The following is a 17,053-nucleotide window of genomic DNA, read 5'->3' as shown; positions in this document are numbered from 1 at the left end:
CTTTCCGTCCTACTTGAACTCAAAATATATATTGGAAAGTTACCGCCGGCCGTACAGCTCGCCAGCAATTTTTTAAAGATATCAGATAGTTAACGAAACGCGGCCTCAATCATCCTTTTGCTGTTCCCGTTTGATCACCTTGTCGTATTTGGAAGGGGCGGGCTGAGTCACGCTGACCGGATCGGAGCCGGGAAAGGTCTCGCGCAAACCTTCATCCAGCGCCTGATCGAGCTTTCGCCTTCGATCAGCCTCAGCGCGATGAACCCGTTCGGTCGATTTTTCTATCACCACGAGCCACTCCAGCGTTCAGACGCGTCAGCCGGCGTTCTCCTTGCGCTTGATATCCTTGTCCGGCTTCGACGGAGCGGGCTGGGTTGCCGCCACCGGATCGGAGCCCGGAAATGTATCCTCTAGCCCCTGCTCCAGCGACGCGTCCTCCTGCGGCTCCTGCTTGCCCTTGTGGGGCTTGCGGATCTTGTCAGCATGCACATCCTTCGGCGCCGGATCGAACTTGCTCATGGTAAAATCCTCTCGGGCGAACTTGCCCTGGATAACGGTCCTGCCAGGCGTGCGGTTCCCGCGCGGGCGAGACCTTCGACCGAAATCCCCATTTGCTGCTTTCGAAGTGATTTAGCGCGCAGGCGCGGCATGCTAGAGCATGGTTCAAAGTGGGAACCCGCTTTCGCTCTTTCGGAGCTAAAGTGCGGCGGGACAGAATGAGCGTGGGGCGGAGGCAACAGTGAAAGACATAACCTGCATCGAGGATTTGCGTGACCTGCACCGGCGCAAGGTGCCGAAGGCATTCTTCGATTATGTCGACCACGGCTCCTATGCCGAGCAGACGCTGCACGCCAACCGCGCCGACCTCGAGGCGCTGAAATTCCGCCAGCGCGTGCTCGTCGACATTTCAGTCCGCGACCAGAAGACGACGATCCTCGGCGAGCCGGCGAGCATGCCGCTGATCCTCGCGCCGGTCGGCTCCACCGGCATGCAGATCGGTGACGGCGAGATCCTGGCCTGCCGCGCCGCACAGGCCGCCGGCATCCCCTACACGCTTTCGACCATGTCGATCTGCTCGATCGAGGATGTCGCCGCCAACGTCGACAAGCCGTTCTGGTTTCAGCTCTACGTGATGAAGGACCGCGGCTTCTGCAAATCGCTGATCGAGCGGGCCATCGCCGCCAAGTGCAGCGCGCTGGTCCTCACCGTCGATCTGCAGATCCTCGGGCAGCGGCACATGGACATCAAGAACGGCCTGTCGGTGCCGCCGAACCTGATGCGGCTGAAGAACATCATCGATTTCGCCTCCAAGCCGCGCTGGCTGATGAGCATCGCCCGCGCCAAGCGGCGCGACTTCGGCAACGTCGTCGGTCATCTGCAGGGCGCCAAGGACCTCAATTCCACCGCCACGCGCGTCTCGCAGCAGTTCGACCCTTCCCTAAACTGGAAGGATGTCGAGTGGATCCGTTCGATCTGGCCCGGCAAGATCATCCTGAAAGGCATCCATGATGTCGAGGACGCACGACAGGCGGTAAAGACCGGCGCACATGCGATCGTCGTCTCCAACCACGGCGGACGACAGCTCGATGGCGCGCCGTCGTCGATCTCGGTCCTGCCGAAGGTCGTCGATGCGGTGGGCTCGCAGACCGAGGTGATCTTCGACAGCGGCATCCGCTCCGGGCAGGACGTCATGCGCGCGCTGGCACTCGGCGCGAAATCCTGCATGATCGGCCGCGCGTATATCTATGGCCTCGGTGCAGGCGGGCAGGCTGGCGTCGCCAAGGCCCTCGAGGTGATCGGCAACGAGCTCAGCGTGACCATGGGTCTGTGCGGCGTCAACAAGATCGAGGACATCGGCCCGCACGTGCTCGTGTGGGATCAATAGCGGCAAGCAATTCTCAAAAAGCCAGCGGGAGCCCGGGTGATGACTGACGGCACAAGCCTGCTCTATCACGACGGCAACCGCGCGCTGCAGGATGAATTCGGCTCGAGGCCACTCGCCGACCGGCTGGAAGAGAAGCTCACGCGCACCGAGTTCACGGCCGACGACAAAGCCTATATCGAATCCTGCATCTACTTCTTCCTGGCGACAGCCGATGCGGCCGGCCGCCCCGATTGCTCGTTCAAGGGCGGCGCGCCAGGATTCGTGCGCGTGACGGGACCATCGGAGCTGGCGTTTGCGGATTACGACGGCAACGGCATGTTCAAGAGTCTCGGCAACCTTGCCGTCAACCCGCATGTCGGGTTGCTGTTCATCGCCATGCATGGCAAGCCGAAGCGGCTGCGGGTGAATGGCGGCGCCGAGATCGTGCGCAACGATCCCTTGCTGCACGAAATTGCCGGTGCACAACTGATCGTCCGCGTCAAGGTCGCCGCGATCTTCCCAAACTGCCCGCGCTACATTCCCTCACTGACGATGGCCGCGCCGTCGGCCTACACGCCGCAACCGGACGCTGTGCCGGTCGAGCCGGCATGGAAAAGCTTCGACAGCTTCAAGGACGTCGTACCGCCACGCGCGCCGACATCGTCATTGCGACCGAAGTGACAATCTCGTCATTGCGAGGGCGCAACCCGAAGCAATCCAGCACTGCGCTCGCAGCAGACTCAGACGGTGAGTGCGTCCGCCTACGCGCTTCGCGCGGCTGCGGACGGTGTCACGCACACTATCCGCCCCTCCCGATGAACACCACGGACTTCTCGCTCGGCCAGCGCACGCGCCAGCCGAACTTGACCTCGCGGGTTTCGCCGGCGGGCATGTCCAGCGTCCAGGCCATCACGCCACGCTGATCGCGCACGTCGCGGTGCGTCGGCTGGGTGGATGACGGCAGCATCTCGACCTGGATCTCGGAATTTTCCGCGACCGGAAGCTGCTCCTCGATCGTCACCTTCATGGGCCACACATGGGCGTTGCGAACGACGATCTTGAACTCGCGCTCGTCGGTCTTCGAGGCGGTGATGAGGCCGGCGGTGCCGTCGTTCTTACGGACGACCGCGCGGGCGACCTTAACCTGTTCGTCGGCGCCGAAGCCCAAGCGAACGGTCTCGTCCTTCTGGGTCAGCACCATTTTTCCGCGACCGACGAAGATGCCGTCGCGGTAGAGACCGACCTGACCGGGCAACAGCGGCGCCTCCTCGGCCTGCTTGAACGTCGCCTCCAGCCAAGCGGTATCGTCGACCACGGGCGCCGCACGAACAAGCAGGTCTGCCGCAACTGTCGTCGACGCAATACGCAAGGAGCGCGCGCCCTCACCGGCTCCAAGACTGACACGCCCCGGAATCCGGAACAGCGCCTGAAAGCCGCCAGTCTCGACCGTCGCTGAGCGCTCTTCGACCGCCTCCATCGCCTTTTCCTGACCTGCGTCAAGTGCGGAGTCTACGGCGCGCGAGGCCGGCGCCATCGCCTGCGGCCGCACCGGTGGCGGTACCGGCTGCGGGTAGCGCACGATCACCGTGCTCAGATTCGGCGCGCTGCCGCCGCGTCCGGTGCGGACGGTTGAGACGGCAAGCGCGACATTGGCCCAGTCCTCACCACTGCGCTGCACGATCTCGGCGCGGCGCACAAGCTCGAGCGATGGTTTGCGATCCTTGCCGCCGGTGTCGAGCCGGGCGTCATAAAGCGGCCGCCAGCGGGCGTCGCGCACCGAATAGCTGACGCGCAAAGTCGCCGGCGCCGCAGTCTGCGCGGCGAGCTCGATGCGCACCTCCATTTTGTTCGGCGGATCGGCGCGCTGGCCGGCGTGGAGGATCGCAAGCTCCGCCTCGATCTCGCGCTTCTTGACCTGCAGAGCGCGGATCGTTTCGTCGGCGCGGCTGATCTCCTCCTCGATCGCCTTGAATGCCTCGCGCCATTCGGAGAGCGGGCGCGCATTGCTCTCCTCACCGAGCCCGAGCGGCGCGTCGGTGGCAAAGCGGCGGGCGAAAGCCTTGCGCACACCCGCAGCCGATATCCGATCGTCAAGCGCCGCGCGGTCATCCTCGAGCGCCTGGATCTTCTTCTCGCGCTCCGGCGTACCCTGAACAGGCTGCGGTCCGGGCGGCCGCGCGTCGATCGAGCCGACCTGGATGCGTCCGCCGCTCTCGCCCTCCACCCGCAATGACGCCGGATCGAGGCCAAGCGGGAAGTCGCGCGCCAGCACGACGCTTTCGCCTGCCGGCAGATCGACCCGCAAAACGCGCGTCACAGCCGCACCGTCCGGATAGACGGTGACGCTGTCAATCGCAGACGTCGCCTTGATCTCAGCAGCAGCCGCAGCCGAGCTCATGGCAATCAGACATGTGAGCAGCAGAACGCGCAAGGTAGCCTCCCCTCAGAGGTGAACGGTGTAACGGCGCAAGCTTGGATTTAAGTAACTGCTTGATGGCGTTTTACCGGCGGAGCCGGATGCGCCGTCGCCGGCTTCACAGACCAGATCTTTCGCTCCGCGGAATATATCCAACGGATGCATATCTCGGTTGCAGCGGACAAGCGGCCTTCGGCTTTGCCTTTCGGTTCTCTATTGAATAAGCATCCGGAGGATACATTAACATTCATTCATTCAGCGGAGAAGAGAAGCATGTCGTCGCCCGTCAGCTACAGCCGTTCCGGTCCGATCAGCCGCATCGTCATGGACGACGGCAAGGCCAATGTCATGTCGCTCGCAATGTTGAATGCGCTGCACGCGGCGTTCGACGAAGCCCAACGCGACAAGGCCGTCGTCACGTTGTCAGCGCGCGGCAAGCATTTTTCCGGCGGCTTCGACCTCAACGTGTTCGCAAGCGGCGGCGCGGACGAGCAGTATCAAATGGTGAAGGCCGGCGCCGAGCTGGCGCTGCGCATCCTGTCGTTTCCAACGCCGGTGGTCGCGGCCTGCCACGGCAACGCCTTCCCGATGGGGGCCTTCCTGATCATGGCGTCCGATCACCGCATCGCGGCGGAGGGCGATTATCGTATCGGCATGAACGAGGTTGCCATCGGCCTAACACCGCCGCGGTTCGCCATCGAACTGGCCCGGCAGCGGCTCACGCCTGCCTACTTCAACCGCACCGTCGTCACGGGCGAAATGTTCGGCCCCGCCGAGGCTGTGGTCGCCGGTTTCTTCGACCGGCTCGTGCCGGCAATCGACCTCGAACGGGATGCGGAAGATACAGCGGTCGAACTCAGCAACATCCACCTGAACCATCATGCCGCGGCCAAGGCGCGGGCACGCGGCGAGGTGATCGCCACGATCCGTCGTGCGATCGACGCCGACATCACGCCGAAATACGGTAAGGATCGCGTGGCGGCCCGCACGGCGAGCGCCCGAGCCGCAACATGAGCGCCTCGTAACGTCGCTGAGGGCGTAAGCCGGATCCGGTCGCGCCGATCAAGACGTTCACTGCCTGCCGAGTGCATAGGCGGCGAAGCCTGCGTGACTTGGTTAACCTGCGTGACTTGGTTAAACAGGCGCATGCCGACCAAACCGCGCCGCAAGACCTACCGCCACGGCAACGTCAAGGCCGAGGCGATTACCGCGGCCGCGCGGTTGATTGCCAGGACCGGGCATGAGGCGCTGAGTGTGCGGCAGGTGGCCGATGCCATCGGCGTCGCCCATCGCTCGCTCTACAACCACTTCGCGGACCGCGAGGCGGTGCTGGATGCGGTGGCGACGGAAGCGTTCGCGCGCCTCGGCGAGATCCTGAAGAGCGCTGAATCAAAAGAGGACTACACGGCAAGATACGTGCGCTTTGCGCTCGCCAACCGGAAGCTCTACGCGTTGATGACCAGCCGGCCGCACGCGACGATGAAGCTCAATCCGCCGCTGCAGAGCGCTGTGCATCAAGTGATCACCGAAGGCATGCGGCTGTTCACGACCTCCGATCAAACATCCGCTGAACGCCGGCGGGCGATGATGAAGGTGTTCATCATCCATTTCGGCGGCATCACGCAATACACCGCCGGCATTCTTGACCTGCCGAGCGAAGACGCCCTGGTGGCGGAACTCGCAGCAATGACGGCAGGGCGGTAGCAGCCGACACGTCAGCGCATTTTAGGGCTCATTTTCCGGCTTCTCCCGCTCGACTTCCCGCCAGGCGATGTCGCGGCGGCAGAGCAGGCCCGCGCCGCCTGCCCTTCCGTCACACTAGCGGATTTACGACTGAGAGCTCGTTAGCGCCCGCTGTGCGTTTCATGCCGCACGCATCAGCTTCCGCCGAAGCAGGAATCCGGCGCCCACCGCCAGAAGGCCGATCGCGGCCGACGTCGCGTAGACCGTCATCGCAGCTGATCGCAGGGCGTCGTTGTCGGTCACGGTGTACCCCGCGGCATTGGCCACGAGGCCCGCAATCGCCGCGCCCACCGCGTAGCCTGCTGACTGCAGCGTCGGCAGCGAGGCTGCTGCGCGATCCCGCTCGCCCGTACGTGCATTCTCCATCACCGCCTGGCTGAGAAACCCCCAGGCGACGCCGAAGCCCGCGCCGATCGCAATCTGACCGATCAAGGCGATCGCAGCGCGGTCGATCATAACCCCCGCCACGATGCTGGCGAGCCCGCCGACGAGGAGCAGCGGACCGAGCGCGATGAAGCCCGAGCGGTTGGTTGCGGGCCCGAGACTTGCGACGCCGATAGCGACGAAACTCCATGCAAGCGCAAGACACGCGTTGAAGGCGCCCGCGAGCGTCGCGCCGAGCCCCCAGAGGGTCTGCAGGGTCAGCACGAGGTAGACGGTGGTCGAAGCCTGGGCGAGCGGCATGAGGAACACGATCCACAGGCCTGCGCCGACGACCGTGCGCGGCGAGAATGCATCCGTCGGGAACAGCGGCGACGCGCTTGCCCGGTCGCGGATCACCGCCACGAACAACAGCGCCGCGGCGAGCAGCACCAGCGTGCTCGTCGCAAAGATCGACGGTGCGACCGCGCTGAAGGTCACCAGCAGGATGCCGCCCCCGATCGCGGCCAGACGCAGGAATGGCAACGGCACGCGCGCACCGGCCGCCGACGCGCGCGGAACGACCATCAACACCAGCACAATAAAGATCACGATCACAGGCACGTTGATCAGGAAGGCGGCGCGCCACGACACAGTTTCAGTGACAAAACCGGCCAGTAGCGGTCCTCCGAACGCGGCGGTCGCCCACACCACGGCTTCGGCGCCGAAGACTTTAGCGATCAGTCGTCCCGGAAACAGCTCTGGGATCAGCGCATAGCAGAGCGCCGAGATGATGCCTTCGCCAATACCCTGCAGCGCACGGCCGATGAGAATTTCGGTCATTGACGACGCGGTGGCGGCGAGCAGCGTGCCGGCCAGAAACAGAGCGGCCGAAGCGATGAGCGCCGCCCGTGCACCATAGCGGACCTTCAGACGAGCCGCTGCCGCACCACCGACGATCGAGAGTGCGAGATAGATGCTTGTCGCCCATGCGATCACGGCGACGCCGCCGATTTCTCGCACAGCCGTCGGCAGCGCCGTTGAGACCAGGAAGGCGTTGAACGCGAACAGGGCGACGCCAAGGCAAAGTGTCACGGTCGCCGCCCAGTGACGCTGCGTGAAGAGTTCGCTCCAGCGCGCCGCGCCTGTGCACGTATCGTCGGACGGCATCTTGTCTGCTTCTAATCAGTTCCGACAAATAAAGTCTTCCGTGGGCTACAGCCGAATTTGCGGACTATTCGCCCCTCTCCCGCCTGACTTCGCGCCCGGCGATGTCACGGCGATAAAAGCCTTCAGGCCAATTGATCTTGTCGATCGCGGCATAGGCGCGGTCGCGCGCTTCGCTCACGGTCTTGCCAAGCGCCGAGACGTTCAGCACGCGGCCGCCATAGGCGGTGATGTGGCCGTCCTGCAGTTTCGTGCCGGCGTGAAAAATCTCGACGCCCTCGACCTTCTTGGCTTCCTCCAGCCCGTCGATGCGCGAGCCTTTGCCGTAGTCGCCAGGGTAGCCGTTGGTCGCCATGATGACGGTGATCGCCGCGTCATCGTACCAGCGCAGCGACAGGTTCTTGAGCTGGCCGTCGGCGCAGGCGAGCAGCGCCGGCACCACGTCGGACATCATCCTCAGCATCAGGACCTGGCACTCCGGATCGCCAAAGCGGGCGTTGTACTCCACGAGCTTCGGTCCCTGCTCCGTCAGCATGATGCCTGCATACAGCACGCCCTTGTAGGGCGCGCCCATCGCCTTCATTGCCCGCAGCGTCGGATAGATCATCTCATCCATCACACGGCGGCAGAGCGCGTCGGTCATGATCGAGGCCGGTGAATAGGCGCCCATGCCGCCGGTGTTCGGCCCGGTGTCGCCGTCATAGGCGCGCTTGTGATCCTGCGCGGTGGCAAGCGGCAACGCGTGCTCGCCGTCGCAGAGCGCGAAGAACGATGCCTCCTCGCCGGTCATGAATTCCTCGATCACGACCTCGGCGCCGGAGTCGCCGAACGCGCCGCCGAACATCATGTCCACTGCGCTCAGCGCTTCATCGAGCGTCATCGCCACGACCACGCCCTTGCCGGCGGCAAGGCCATCGGCCTTGACGACGATCGGCGCGCCCTTTTCGCGAATATACGCTTTCGCCGCCTCAGCGTCGGCGAAGTGCGCGTAGGCTGCGGTCGGAATGTTGTGGTCGCGGCAAAGCTGCTTGGTGAAGCTTTTCGAACTTTCCAGCCGGCCGGCCGACTTTGTCGGGCCGAACGCCTTGAAACCCGCCGCATCGAGGTCGTCGACCACGCCGGCGGCGACTGCCGCGTCCGGACCCACGACCACGAAATCCACCTGGTTCGCCTTGCAGAAGGCGATCACCGCCGGATGGTCAGAAATGTCGATCGGGACACATTCGGCGTCGCTGGCGATGCCGGCATTGCCGGGCATGCACCAGAGCTTCGTCACCAGGGGGGACGCTGAGATCTTCCAGCACAGCGCATGTTCGCGCCCACCGGAACCGAGAACCAGAATCTTCATGCAAAAGGCTTGGAATCGCTGGGGTTATAAGAGCGCAAAGCATGTACCATATGACCCTGACAGGCTAAAGATTTGCAGGCTAAAGATTCGAGAGTCATGACCGCGCTCGCTTCGGAAATGCGGCCAAACGCGGCCGAATTCACCGTCTCGGAACTGTCCGCCGCCCTGCGGCGGACAGTTGAGGACGCCTACGGCCACGTGCGCGTACGCGGCGAGATCTCCGGCTTTCGCGGGCCCCACTCGTCCGGCCACTGCTACTTCGCCCTGAAGGACAAGACGGCCAAGATCGAGGCGGTGATCTGGAAGGGTACGCACGCCCGCCTGCGGTTCAAGCCCCAGGAAGGGCTCGAGGTGATCGCCACCGGGCGGTTGACCACCTACCCGGGCTCCTCGAAATACCAGATCGTCATCGACGCGCTCGAGCCCGCAGGCGTCGGAGCGCTGATGGCGCTGATGGAAGAGCGCAAGCGCAAGCTCGCCGCCGAAGGCTTGTTCGACGATCAGCGCAAACGACAGCTGCCGTGGCTGCCCGAGACCATCGGCATCGTCACCTCGCCGACCGGCGCGGTGATCCGCGACATCCTGCACCGGCTCGACGATCGTTTCCCGCGGCGCGTGCTGGTGTGGCCTGTGCGCGTGCAAGGCGAAGGCTCGGCGGAACAGGTGGCGGCGGCGATCCGCGGCTTCAACACGCTCCGGGAGGGGGGACGAATCCCCCGGCCGGATCTGCTGATCGTCGCCCGCGGCGGCGGCTCCTTGGAAGACCTCTGGTCGTTCAACGAGGAGATCGTGGTGCGCGCGGCGGCCGAGAGCGCCATTCCGCTGATCTCGGCGGTTGGTCACGAGACCGACGTGACGCTGATCGATTTCGCCGCCGACCGGCGCGCGCCAACGCCGACGGCTGCGGCCGAAATGGCGGTCCCGGTTCGAGCCGAGCTTGTGATCGAGGTCGCGAGCCTGGCGCGGCGTGCCTTCGCCTGTTGGCAGCGCGGACACGAGGCGCGGCGCACCGAGTTGCGCGCCGCAATGCGCGCACTCCCCTCGCGCGAGGACTTGTTGGCGATCCCGCGCCAACGCCTCGACCATGCGGGCGCAGCCTTGCCACGCGCGCTGAAGGCCTCCACGCACATCCACCATCGCCGCTTTGCGTCGGCCGCCGCCAGGCTGACGCCGCGTACGCTGAAGGTGCAGATCGAACGTGCGACCGAGAACCTGCGCAGCCTCGGCGGCCGCGCGGCGCAGTGCATCCAGGTCCAGGCCGCACGCCGACAGGACCGCTTTGCAGGGCTGACGGCACGGCTTGGCGCGTCGCTGCGCGCAAATGCCGAGGCGCATCGCCATCGTCTTGCCCGTGATCTCGAGCGTACGCACCGGCTAACGGAGCGCACGACGCGCGCGATCAGGGTTCTGCTTGCCGCGCGCACGGCGCGGCTCGAACGTGCGGGCCAGTTGCTCAGCGCGCTGTCGTATAAGAGCGTGCTGCAGCGCGGCTATGCGCTTGTGCGCGACGCCGACGGGGCGCCGGTGCGGAGCGCCGCGGCCGTGACGCCTGGCGCGCACCTGGCGCTGGAGTTCTCCGACGGAACGGTTGGCGCGACCGCGGATGGCGAGGGAACCAGCGCCGCAAAACCGAAGCAGCCCTCGACACGCAGTCGTCCCTCCGAACCCGCTCAAGGGAAGCTTTTTTAGCGAAGTTTTTGCTGCAACTGCTCCAGTTGTCAGCAACGCCGCCATGCGGTTAATTGGCCCTGGGGTTACGCGGCCGAGCCGCCGGATCTACCGGGGCGCGGATGGACTGGAGATTTCTTCGTGCTCAATAAGTTCGGATCGTCCGGCCAGGGCGAAGCCAAGGTGCAGTATCTCGACGGTGACTTCCGTGTCATCTCGCCCGGCGCCTATGTGCGGTGCGCCGTCACCGGCGCACGGATCCCGCTGGAGGATTTGAAGTACTGGAGCGTTGACCGGCAGGAAGCCTACGCCACGCCGGAAGCCGTGCTTGAGCGGCATCATCTGACGGCGGCGCCGTGATCGCGGGCGCAGCGAAGCGATCCAGTCTGAGCTCTGCCACAGCCGCCGTGCTGGCTTGTTCACTCTGCCTCTCACCCTCTCAAAGTCGTCCCTGCCAAGTGAAGCGCCGAGCAGGGACCCATGAGCGCCGAGCCAATCGTGTTCGCAAGCCGCCGTTCACGAAGGTAACAAACGCCCGTCACCTCATGAACGACACGGCGTATGGGTCCCGGCTCGGCGCTTCGCTTGACCGGGACGACGCGAGATCTTCATAGGGCCTGTAATCCGGATGGCTACAGGACCGTAGTTGCGGCGATCTGCTTGCGCGCCTCCGCAAGCCGCGTTGTGATGAAATCCCGCACGCGGGCTTCGTCATCAAAGACAAGCGTGATCGGGAACGGGTGGATGATCGCTGTGTCCGCCTTCTCAAGCCCGCTCAAGCGGACGAAATCCTTCTCCGTCGTCACCAGCGTCAAGCCGTCTGCGCGCGCCTCGTCGCCCAGCCGCCTGATCTCAGGCGCCGTAAAGCGATGATGATCCGCGAACACACGCGTTGACTGAACGTCGATGCCGCTCGCGCGCAACGTTGCAAAGAAGCGTTGCGGATCGCCGATACCGGCGAAGGCACTGACGCGCCTTTCACGCAGGGCGGCGATCGCTTGCGAATCCGGGACGATGTGCGCTCTCAGCACAGGCCTGCCTCTTCCCTCGACCTGAGCCGTGATGTCGGCGGCGGCTGTGCCGTCGCCGACGACCAGGAGAGCATCCGTGCGGTCCACTTGCGCGGCGAGCGGCGCTCGCAACGGGCCCGAGGGAAAGACCGCGCCGTTGCCGATGCCGCGATTGGCGTCGATCACGATCAGGGAAAGGTCCTTGACGAGTGATGGATTCTGGAAGCCATCGTCCAAGACGACCACGCTTGCACCGACGCTAACTGCAGCACCGCTGCCCTGCACCCGATCGCTCGATACGATCACGGGCGCGAGGCGCGCCAGCAGCAGCGGTTCATCACCAACATCTTCGGCGGTGTGCCGCGCGGCGTCCACATTAACGGGACCCGTGAGTCGTCCGCCATATCCTCTGCTCACCACGACGGGCGTTTCGCCGGCAGCCCGCAGCAACCGCAGCAGTGCAATGACGGTCGGCGTCTTGCCGGCACCGCCGAGTGAATAGTTGCCGACACAGATCACCGGCAGTCGGGCGCGGCGACCGGCCTGCAACATGCGGCGACCGGAGATCGTGCCGTAAAGAAGACCCGCAGGCGCCAACAGCCACGACATCCATGACGGCGATCGCCACCAGAATGCCGGGTCACGCATGCATCGACCCGCTCTCGAGCCGCAGTTGCAGCAGATAGGGTTCGAGGGCCGCCATTGTCTTGTCCAATGCGCCGCCGAGTCGGTCGACCACGGCGCGCCCCGCGACGCTCGCGCGCTGTCGCGCGCCGCCGTCGTCGAGCCACCCGCCCATCTGCTTCACCAGCGCTTCGCGGTCGGCGGCAAGCCGGGCGCCGCCGGCTTCGTCGAGCGCGCGGTAGATGTCCGCAAAGTTCGCCACATGGGGGCCGTGCAGAACGGCAGCGCCGAGCTTGATCGGCTCGATCGGATTCTGCCCGCCGTGATTGACCAGGGAGCCGCCGACGAAGACGATCGGCGACAGTCTGTAGAACAGGCCGAGCTCTCCCAGCGTATCGGCGAGGTAGATGTCGGCATCAGGCGACGGCAGTTCGCCCCTCGAACGGACCGCAACCCGCAGGCCTGCCGCCTCTGTCAGTTGCGCGACCTGCGGGCCGCGATCGGGATGTCGTGGCACGATGATGGTGAGCAGCTCCGGAAAGTGCACCACGAGACGGCGATGCGCGTCGAGAACGAACTCTTCTTCGCCCGCATGCGTCGATGAAGCCAGCAGGATCGGCCGGCCCTGCATCACACGCCGCAACAGGGCGAGCTTTTGCGGATCGGCCGGCGGCGCAGGCACGTCAAACTTCAGATTACCCGTATTGAAGACATGCGGACCGCCCAGTGCCGAGAAACGCTCGGCATCGCCCGGCGATTGGACGAGACACATCTCGAACTGTCCGAGCAGCGCCGCCATGGTCGCCGGCGCACTTTGCCAGCGTCGAAACGAGCGTGGCGACATCCGGCCATTGACCAAGATCATCGGGATGCGGCGCGCTGCGCTGGAGAGGATCAGATTGGGCCAGAGATCCGATTCCACGAACATGGCGAAGCTCGGCTGCCAGTGATCGAGGAAGCGCGCCACGAACCGCGGCGAATCGTAGGGGACGAACTGATGAATGACGTCGCGCGGAAAGCGCTTGGCGACGATCGCCGCCGACGTCACTGTACCCGAGGTCAAGAGGATGCAGATGTTCATCGCGCGCATCCGCTCGACGAGGCCCGCGACGGCAAGCACTTCGCCGACGCTGGCGCCATGAATCCACACCAGCGGCCCCGCCGGCCGCGCGGCGACGGTCAGGCCCTTGCGTTCGCCGACCCGCGCCTCGTCCTCCTTGCCGCGTTTCAGCCGATGCCTGACCAGCGCGCCGGCCAGCGGACCAGCGACTGTCGAAAGTCCGCGATACATGCGCAAGGTCAGTGGCAGATCGCTAGCCATGGGAGTCCTTAGCTCCGACCGTCGCATAGGCGCGTCGTGTCACCTCCTTCAGCTCCACCTCAAGGCGGGCACGATAGGCCTCCACCGTCGCATCATCCGCATCACGCGGCACATAGATCGGGTCGCTCGCCACCATCACGCCGCGACCAAACGGAAGACTGATCACCGAACGATCCCAGTTGTTGAAGCGCTTGAAGCGACTCGTCGCCAGCGCAAACGGGAAGATCGGCCGACCGGATTCGCGTGCAAGCATGATAACGCCACGGCCGGCCACGCGCGACACCTTCGGCACATCCGCCGTGGTAGCCATATTCGACCCTTCGGCAAGCGTCTGCAGCATGCTTTTGAACGCTGTCACTCCACCCTTGCGCTGAAACTCCACGCCGTGATCGCCGGAACCGCGAACCGTGCCGATCCCGAGCCGCTCCGCGGCGATCGCGTTGATCTCACCGTCGCGGTGGCGCGAAATCAGCACCTTGGCGCGATGGTAGTCGCGCTTGAGGAACGGCACCATGAAATGCTGGCCGTGCCAGAATGCAATGATCGCCGGCAGGTGCGGATCGAACCGTTCGTAGAAGTCGGGCGGATCGTAGCTGAAGCGATTGGTCGACCAGACAAGGCGCAGATACTCTGCAGCAAGAATTCCTGCGGCACGCTGAAAGCGCGGCGCACTTGTCAGGTCCCTCAGTCTCATCGTGGGCTTTAGCGTTTCGAATCGGCGGCAGGATCGAGCAGCCGGTGCAGATGGACGATAAAGTATCGTACGTGCGCGTTATCGACCGTCTGTTGCGCCTTGGCCCGCCAGGCTGCATAGGCAGACGCATAGTTCGGATACACGCCGACGATATCCACTTTATCGAGGTCCTTGAAAGTCACGTGTTCGAGATCGGTGAGCTCGCCACCGATCACGAGATGAAGCAGTTGGGGTTGCATTTGATCGGGCATCATTTCGGTCCTGCGTTTGCCCGGCAATCGTCAAAAACACAATCGGAAAATTGCGCACTTCCGTCAAGCAAAAGGCGGCTTTGAGCGGCGAGGCAACATGAGTTGCGAACGAGAATTGTCACAAAGACGAGCGCGGCGAAATTTCCTTAACCGACCGGACCAGAAAGAGGTCGCGTCGCCCTCGGTGCGCACTCTTGAATTTGGTGGTCATGGCTCCCCGCGTTCGCGGGACGCGCTAGCGGCGCCCCAGCTCGGACGTCTCGCCCTTCAATGCTGAGCGAGATGCCTCACAAGCTCCGTGTGCCGTTCGCGCCCCGCCGCAACCAGGACTCCATGCGTCACCTCGACGCGATTATACGTGGGCGCGGCGCCCTCCACGGTCGTCAATCGTCCGCCAGCTTCGCGCAGCAAAAGGTCGGCCGCCGCGAGATCCCAGTCGCGGCTGTTGCCGCCGACGAAAGCGGCATCGAGCGCGCCTTCTGCGACGCGGCTGATGCGAAGCGCCAGCGAGCCGATCTTGAAATTGCGCAGTTCCGGCGAGGTCGCGCCCCGCACGCGGTTGAGGAGGAAGTGCGGCCCGGCCATCCGATCGATGTCGAAGCCCGTCCCCGGCGACACCTTGATCGCCGCATCGTTTCGAGTAGCGCCGCAGCCTTCACCTGCAAAGAAAAACTCGTCCGTCGCTGGCGCGAACACCGCGCCAAGCCGTGGGGTTCCGTCTTCGACGAGCGCTGCGCTGACAGACCAGTCCTCGCGTCCGGAGAGATAGGCGCGCGTACCGTCAATCGGATCGACAATCCAGACCCGGCGCTTGTCGAGCCGCACGCGATCGTCAGCGCTTTCTTCCGACAACCAGCCATAGTCGGGCGTCGCCGACTGCAGCCGCTGCCGGATCAGTTCGTCGACCGCAATATCGGCCTCGGAGACCGGCGACGACGCGCCCTTGGTCCATTGCCTGATGTCGGTGCGGAACATTCGCAGCGCCAGCGCACCCGCTTCGCGGACCGTTCGCTTCAGCAGCGCGGCGTCGCTTGCAGTGTCGGTATCAGCGGCCAGCAACCGTCAGTCCTTCGATACGTACTGTCGGCGCATTGACGCCGTACTTGAATTCGAGGTCGTTCGCCGGCGTCAGCGACTTGAAGATGTCCAACAGATGCCCGGCTATGGTCATCTCGCTCACCGCAAAACCGATCTTGCCGTTCTCGATCCAAAAGCCGCTGGCGCCACGGCTATAATCGCCGGTCACACCGTTGACGCCCGAGCCGATCAGGTCAGTGACGTAGAAGCCTTGCTTGATATCGGCGATCAACTCGGCCGGCGTCGATTTACCGGCGGTCATGTGCAGGTTGTAGGCGCCAGGCGACGGCGACGAAGAGACACCCCGATGCGCACGACCGTTGGTGACGAGGCCAAGCTCGCGGGCGGTCGATGAATCGAGAATCCAGGACGTCAGCACACCATCGTCGATGAACGACAACGGCTTCACCGCGACCCCTTCCGCATCGAACGGCTGCGACCGCAGTCCCCTGACGCGCAGCGGATCGTCGATGATACCGACGCCGGCGGCGAACAGGCGCTCGCCCATCCGGTCCTTCAGAAAGCTGGTTTTGCGCGCGACGGACGCGCCGTTGATCGCCCCGACCAGATGACCGATCAGAGAGCCGGCAACGCGTGGATCGAACACGACGGGAACCTTGCAAGTCGCGACCTTGCGCGGATTGACCCGCGCCACCGCACGCGTCGCCGCTGTCTTGCCGATGCTGTCGGGCGAAGCGAGATCCGCCGCGTGGATCGCGGACGAGAAATCGTAGTCGCGCTCCATGCCGGTGCCGCTGCCTGCGATCGCCGTCATCGAGATCCCCTGGCTCGAACGCAGGTAAGCGCCGCAGAAGCCTGTGCTGGTCACCAGCACCATGCCGCCGATGCCGGCGGAAGCCGAGGCGCCGCCCGACTTGCTGACGCCCTTCACTGCGAGGCCGGCAGCCTCCGCTGCTTGCGCACGAGCCTCCAGCTCCTCGACCGAGGGCGCAACTGCATCGAGCAGATCAAGATTCGGGAACTCTTTTGCCAGCAGCGACGGGTCGGCAAGACCGGCGTACTTGTCCTCGGGCGCGATACGCGCCATCGCCACCGCACGCTCGGCGAGCGTCGCCACATCGGCAGCGATGTCGTTGGTCGAGACCACTGCCTGCTTACGTCCGATCAGCACGCGCAGGCCCACATCGTCGCCCTCGGCCCGTTCCGACTCTTCAACCTTGCCGTCGCGAATTTCGACGCCCTGCGACACACCCCGCACGGCAACCGCATCGGCAGTATCCGCACCGGCGCGTTTTGCGGCTTCGACCAGACGCTGGGCGAGATCGATCAGCGCAGACTGATCGAGCAGGTCGGCGCTTTTCTCAGATGAATGTTTGGCGGCGGCGACAGTGGGTTGGGACACTGAGCAATCCTGAAAACGGGCTTCCCGCGCAACGCGACGACACAGCGAACGTCGGCGGAAGACGGGTCAGCAAGAAATGTGCGCGCGTGATCAGCGCTTCAAGCACGATTCACCTTCCACATAAAGGCTTTTTCAGGAAATCGGCAA

At 64.5% G+C, this 17,053-nt stretch carries 17 protein-coding genes; 6 read left to right on the top strand and 11 right to left on the bottom strand.

Annotation, left to right across the window (positions count from 1 at the left end; translation table 11 throughout):
• Positions 1 to 105: 105 nt before the first annotated feature.
• Both RCO31_RS03775 and RCO31_RS03770 read right to left on the bottom strand, forming a co-directional pair.
• Positions 106 to 291 (bottom strand): hypothetical protein, encoded by a 186-nt coding sequence (locus RCO31_RS03775; RefSeq protein ID WP_374991416.1) that lies wholly within the window; start codon positions 289 to 291, stop codon positions 106 to 108.
• Positions 292 to 315: 24 nt separating this feature from the next.
• Positions 316 to 519: a hypothetical protein gene (locus RCO31_RS03770; RefSeq protein ID WP_308966890.1), complete on the bottom strand. Its 204-nt coding sequence runs from the start codon at positions 517 to 519 to the stop codon at positions 316 to 318.
• Between the two features lie 220 nt (positions 520 to 739).
• On the opposite strand from RCO31_RS03770, the gene RCO31_RS03765 reads away from it, so the two are divergent.
• Positions 740 to 1,885: an alpha-hydroxy acid oxidase gene (locus RCO31_RS03765; protein ID WP_308966889.1), complete on the top strand. Its 1,146-nt coding sequence runs from the start codon at positions 740 to 742 to the stop codon at positions 1,883 to 1,885.
• 39 nt (positions 1,886 to 1,924) lie between these two features.
• A complete protein-coding gene (locus RCO31_RS03760; protein ID WP_308966888.1) occupies positions 1,925 to 2,545 on the top strand; it encodes a pyridoxamine 5'-phosphate oxidase family protein in 621 nt (206 codons plus the stop codon).
• 118 nt (positions 2,546 to 2,663) lie between these two features.
• Here the strand turns inward: RCO31_RS03760 and RCO31_RS03755 are convergent, their stop codons facing one another.
• Positions 2,664 to 4,295 carry a mucoidy inhibitor MuiA family protein gene (locus RCO31_RS03755; protein WP_308966887.1) on the bottom strand — a complete coding sequence of 544 codons (1,632 nt, stop codon included), beginning with the start codon at positions 4,293 to 4,295 and terminating at the stop codon, positions 2,664 to 2,666.
• Between the two features lie 258 nt (positions 4,296 to 4,553).
• Between RCO31_RS03755 and RCO31_RS03750 the strand changes: the two genes are divergently transcribed.
• Positions 4,554 to 5,294 carry a crotonase/enoyl-CoA hydratase family protein gene (locus tag RCO31_RS03750; protein WP_308966886.1) on the top strand — a complete coding sequence of 247 codons (741 nt, stop codon included), beginning with the start codon at positions 4,554 to 4,556 and terminating at the stop codon, positions 5,292 to 5,294.
• A gap of 132 nt (positions 5,295 to 5,426) precedes the next feature.
• A complete protein-coding gene (locus tag RCO31_RS03745) occupies positions 5,427 to 5,984 on the top strand; it encodes a helix-turn-helix domain-containing protein (protein ID WP_308966885.1) in 558 nt (185 codons plus the stop codon).
• A gap of 159 nt (positions 5,985 to 6,143) precedes the next feature.
• On the opposite strand, the gene RCO31_RS03740 is transcribed toward RCO31_RS03745, so the two are convergent.
• Both RCO31_RS03740 and purD read right to left on the bottom strand, forming a co-directional pair.
• Positions 6,144 to 7,553: an MFS transporter gene (locus RCO31_RS03740; RefSeq protein WP_308966884.1), complete on the bottom strand. Its 1,410-nt coding sequence runs from the start codon at positions 7,551 to 7,553 to the stop codon at positions 6,144 to 6,146.
• Between the two features lie 64 nt (positions 7,554 to 7,617).
• Positions 7,618 to 8,898: a phosphoribosylamine--glycine ligase gene (gene purD, locus RCO31_RS03735; protein WP_308966883.1), complete on the bottom strand. Its 1,281-nt coding sequence runs from the start codon at positions 8,896 to 8,898 to the stop codon at positions 7,618 to 7,620.
• Between the two features lie 96 nt (positions 8,899 to 8,994).
• On the opposite strand from purD, the gene xseA reads away from it, so the two are divergent.
• Entirely contained in the window at positions 8,995 to 10,587 is a 1,593-nt protein-coding gene (gene xseA, locus RCO31_RS03730) for an exodeoxyribonuclease VII large subunit (RefSeq protein ID WP_308966882.1), read from the top strand.
• Positions 10,588 to 10,707: 120 nt separating this feature from the next.
• On the top strand, positions 10,708 to 10,926 hold the full coding sequence (locus tag RCO31_RS03725; protein WP_308966881.1) for a DUF2093 domain-containing protein: 219 nt from the start codon (positions 10,708 to 10,710) through the stop codon (positions 10,924 to 10,926).
• 272 nt (positions 10,927 to 11,198) lie between these two features.
• Here RCO31_RS03725 and lpxK read toward each other — a convergent pair whose 3' ends face one another.
• The 6 genes from lpxK to RCO31_RS03695 form a co-directional block, all read right to left on the bottom strand.
• A complete protein-coding gene (gene lpxK / locus RCO31_RS03720) occupies positions 11,199 to 12,224 on the bottom strand; it encodes a tetraacyldisaccharide 4'-kinase (RefSeq protein ID WP_308966880.1) in 1,026 nt (341 codons plus the stop codon).
• On the bottom strand, positions 12,217 to 13,521 hold the full coding sequence (locus tag RCO31_RS03715) for a 3-deoxy-D-manno-octulosonic acid transferase (protein WP_308966879.1): 1,305 nt from the start codon (positions 13,519 to 13,521) through the stop codon (positions 12,217 to 12,219). The genes lpxK and RCO31_RS03715 overlap by 8 nt, the downstream gene beginning before the upstream one ends.
• A complete protein-coding gene (locus RCO31_RS03710) occupies positions 13,514 to 14,215 on the bottom strand; it encodes a lysophospholipid acyltransferase family protein (protein ID WP_308966878.1) in 702 nt (233 codons plus the stop codon). Before RCO31_RS03710 ends, RCO31_RS03715 begins: the two co-directional genes overlap by 8 nt.
• 8 nt (positions 14,216 to 14,223) lie before the next feature.
• On the bottom strand, positions 14,224 to 14,466 hold the full coding sequence (locus tag RCO31_RS03705; protein ID WP_308966877.1) for a DUF4170 domain-containing protein: 243 nt from the start codon (positions 14,464 to 14,466) through the stop codon (positions 14,224 to 14,226).
• A 267-nt stretch (positions 14,467 to 14,733) separates the two neighbouring features.
• Complete coding sequence (locus RCO31_RS03700) at positions 14,734 to 15,525, bottom strand: 3'(2'),5'-bisphosphate nucleotidase CysQ (RefSeq protein WP_308966876.1); 792 nt, start codon at positions 15,523 to 15,525, stop codon at positions 14,734 to 14,736.
• Complete coding sequence (locus RCO31_RS03695) at positions 15,512 to 16,906, bottom strand: TldD/PmbA family protein (protein WP_308966875.1); 1,395 nt, start codon at positions 16,904 to 16,906, stop codon at positions 15,512 to 15,514. Before RCO31_RS03695 ends, RCO31_RS03700 begins: the two co-directional genes overlap by 14 nt.
• Positions 16,907 to 17,053: the final 147 nt, after the last annotated feature.

Source organism: Bradyrhizobium sp. LHD-71, assembly GCF_031157255.1.
Lineage (GTDB): Bacteria > Pseudomonadota > Alphaproteobacteria > Rhizobiales > Xanthobacteraceae > P52-10.
The sequence above is the reverse complement of the archived record's forward strand: the minus strand, read 5'-3'. Positions and strand labels throughout refer to the sequence as shown.

Bases quoted from the DNA above. Each gene is read 5' to 3' on its own strand.
- RCO31_RS03770 (WP_308966890.1), bottom strand. From the start codon at position 519: ATGAGCAAGTTCGATCCGGCGCCGAAGGATGTGCATGCTGACAAGATC.
- RCO31_RS03760 (WP_308966888.1), top strand. From the start codon at position 1,925: ATGACTGACGGCACAAGCCTGCTCTATCACGACGGCAACCGCGCGCTG.
- RCO31_RS03750 (WP_308966886.1), top strand. From the start codon at position 4,554: ATGTCGTCGCCCGTCAGCTACAGCCGTTCCGGTCCGATCAGCCGCATC.
- RCO31_RS03745 (WP_308966885.1), top strand. From the start codon at position 5,427: ATGCCGACCAAACCGCGCCGCAAGACCTACCGCCACGGCAACGTCAAG.
- RCO31_RS03740 (WP_308966884.1), bottom strand. From the start codon at position 7,553: ATGCCGTCCGACGATACGTGCACAGGCGCGGCGCGCTGGAGCGAACTC.
- purD (WP_308966883.1), bottom strand. From the start codon at position 8,898: ATGAAGATTCTGGTTCTCGGTTCCGGTGGGCGCGAACATGCGCTGTGC.
- xseA (WP_308966882.1), top strand. From the start codon at position 8,995: ATGACCGCGCTCGCTTCGGAAATGCGGCCAAACGCGGCCGAATTCACC.
- lpxK (WP_308966880.1), bottom strand. From the start codon at position 12,224: ATGCGTGACCCGGCATTCTGGTGGCGATCGCCGTCATGGATGTCGTGG.
- RCO31_RS03715 (WP_308966879.1), bottom strand. From the start codon at position 13,521: ATGGCTAGCGATCTGCCACTGACCTTGCGCATGTATCGCGGACTTTCG.
- RCO31_RS03710 (WP_308966878.1), bottom strand. From the start codon at position 14,215: ATGAGACTGAGGGACCTGACAAGTGCGCCGCGCTTTCAGCGTGCCGCA.
- RCO31_RS03705 (WP_308966877.1), bottom strand. From the start codon at position 14,466: ATGCCCGATCAAATGCAACCCCAACTGCTTCATCTCGTGATCGGTGGC.